Origin of the sequence: Mesorhizobium sp. M2A.F.Ca.ET.037.01.1.1 (assembly GCF_003998075.1) — a bacterium.
In the GTDB taxonomy this organism is placed as follows: Bacteria; Pseudomonadota; Alphaproteobacteria; order Rhizobiales; family Rhizobiaceae; genus Mesorhizobium.
In genome coordinates this window covers 1-1586 of sequence record NZ_RZSA01001267.1, presented here as the reverse complement: position 1 = coordinate 1586, position 1586 = coordinate 1, and the positions used below count along the sequence as shown (strand labels likewise).

The following is a 1586-nucleotide window of genomic DNA, read 5'->3' as shown; positions in this document are numbered from 1 at the left end:
CTGTTGCGATCGTCGTCCATGTTCATTGCTCCTCTTGGCGGGCGCCCTGCCGGGAATTCCCCGCCGGCAAACGAGGCTGGGAAGCTTTCGTTCCCCAATCCGGCGACGGTCGCAAAGCGATGTCGGACTGAGGTCGGACGGGCGTGCGAAGAGGACCGAGCGCCGCAACCAAAGCCAGGGCTTCGCATTGGCACGCGCGCCGATTTTTCGCGCGTCGCCGATAGGGGAGCACACATGAGCCTTGATAGACCGACAGATGATTTAGACGACCAACCCTACGAGCCGGCGCCTTCGCCAGCAAATACGGCCTGCCGCCGCGGCTCGCCAAGACGATGATCGAGGCCAACGGCCCCGAGCGGCGCGCCTGCGACGCCGCCGCCAAGACCTACCTGCGCTACATGGCGCTCCGGCGTCGGCGCGAAAGCTGAGCCTGCCGCCGGCTGTGCTTTTCCGCCTGGCGCGGTCCCATTGCGGATGCAACCCGGGCGGGAACCAAAGCGGAGGGCGGCGGTTTACCCGGCGAAGGGATGAATTCAGGAATTAGGAAAAGAGCAATGAAAACAGTGCTTCTTGCCGCCCTGGCGCTCTGTGTCGCAGCGCCCGCCTTCGCCTCCGCGGCCGAGGCCGATGTCGTCATCAGGACACATAACAGGCATCACTATCACCACCGCCCGGCGGTCGTCATCAATGACGAAGGCCACCGTCTTCACCACCGCCACCACGGCACGGTCGCCTTTTACGACAATGGCAAGCGCGCCTGGCGTCACCGCCACCACCGCCGCGACGACACCGTGATCGTCACGGGTTCGATCGGCCACCGGCACCATCACCGTCCGGTCGTGGTCGAGAGCGACTCCGACTATTGACGCAACGCGGCCGGGTTGTGCGCAGCGAAGCACGGGCCGGCCGCGTTGTTTCCCGATTTTATTCCTAGCGCAGGCCTCCCGCGGCGCCGGATCGTCCGAGTAGGGCTGGCCGCCTTGTGATCTCGCTTGAGCGGCCTTGCGAGGCAAGATGGCGCGTTGCGCCTCAACGCCCCATTGGACTTCGCGGCGACACAACCCATATTTGAGCCATGGAGCGTTGAGCGTGAGCATCGCGCGAGTGGCCTTCTTCGCCGCCGCTCTTTTGGGCGCGGCCGCCGTTTCTGCCTTCTCCTCAGCCGGGAGCGGGAAGGTTGCGTTGAGCATCGCCGTCGACGGCGCCATTGGGCCGGCAAGCACCAGGCAACTCGAGGAGGCGCTCGACACCGCCGCAAGGCGCGATGCCGCGGTCCTCATCCTTCAGCTCGATACGCCGGGCGGCCTCGTCACCTCGATGCGCGAGATGATCGCCGACATCCTAGCCTCGCCTGTGCCCGTCATCGGTTATGTCGCGCCCTCCGGCGGCCACGCGGCCAGCGCCGGCACCTACATCCTCTACGCAACCCACGTCGCGGCGATGGCGCCCGGCACCAATCTCGGCGCCGCGACGCCGGTCGAGCTCGGCGGCCTGCCGTCGCTTCCAGGCGGCGAGAAGGACAAGGACCAGAAGGACGCAACCGGGCAGCCGGCCGGCGACGCGATGATGGCCAAGGTGACCAATGA

General features: G+C 66.5%; 1 protein-coding gene and 1 pseudogene. Both read left to right on the top strand.

Going from position 1 to position 1586, the window contains the following annotated elements:
* Positions 1–554 precede the first annotated feature (554 nt).
* Positions 555–866, top strand: coding sequence for a hypothetical protein (locus tag EOA27_RS35795; RefSeq protein WP_126083364.1), 312 nt, complete (start codon positions 555–557; stop codon positions 864–866).
* Positions 867–1089: 223 nt separating this feature from the next.
* Positions 1090–1586, top strand: a pseudogene (locus tag EOA27_RS35790) (nodulation protein NfeD); the annotation flags it as partial.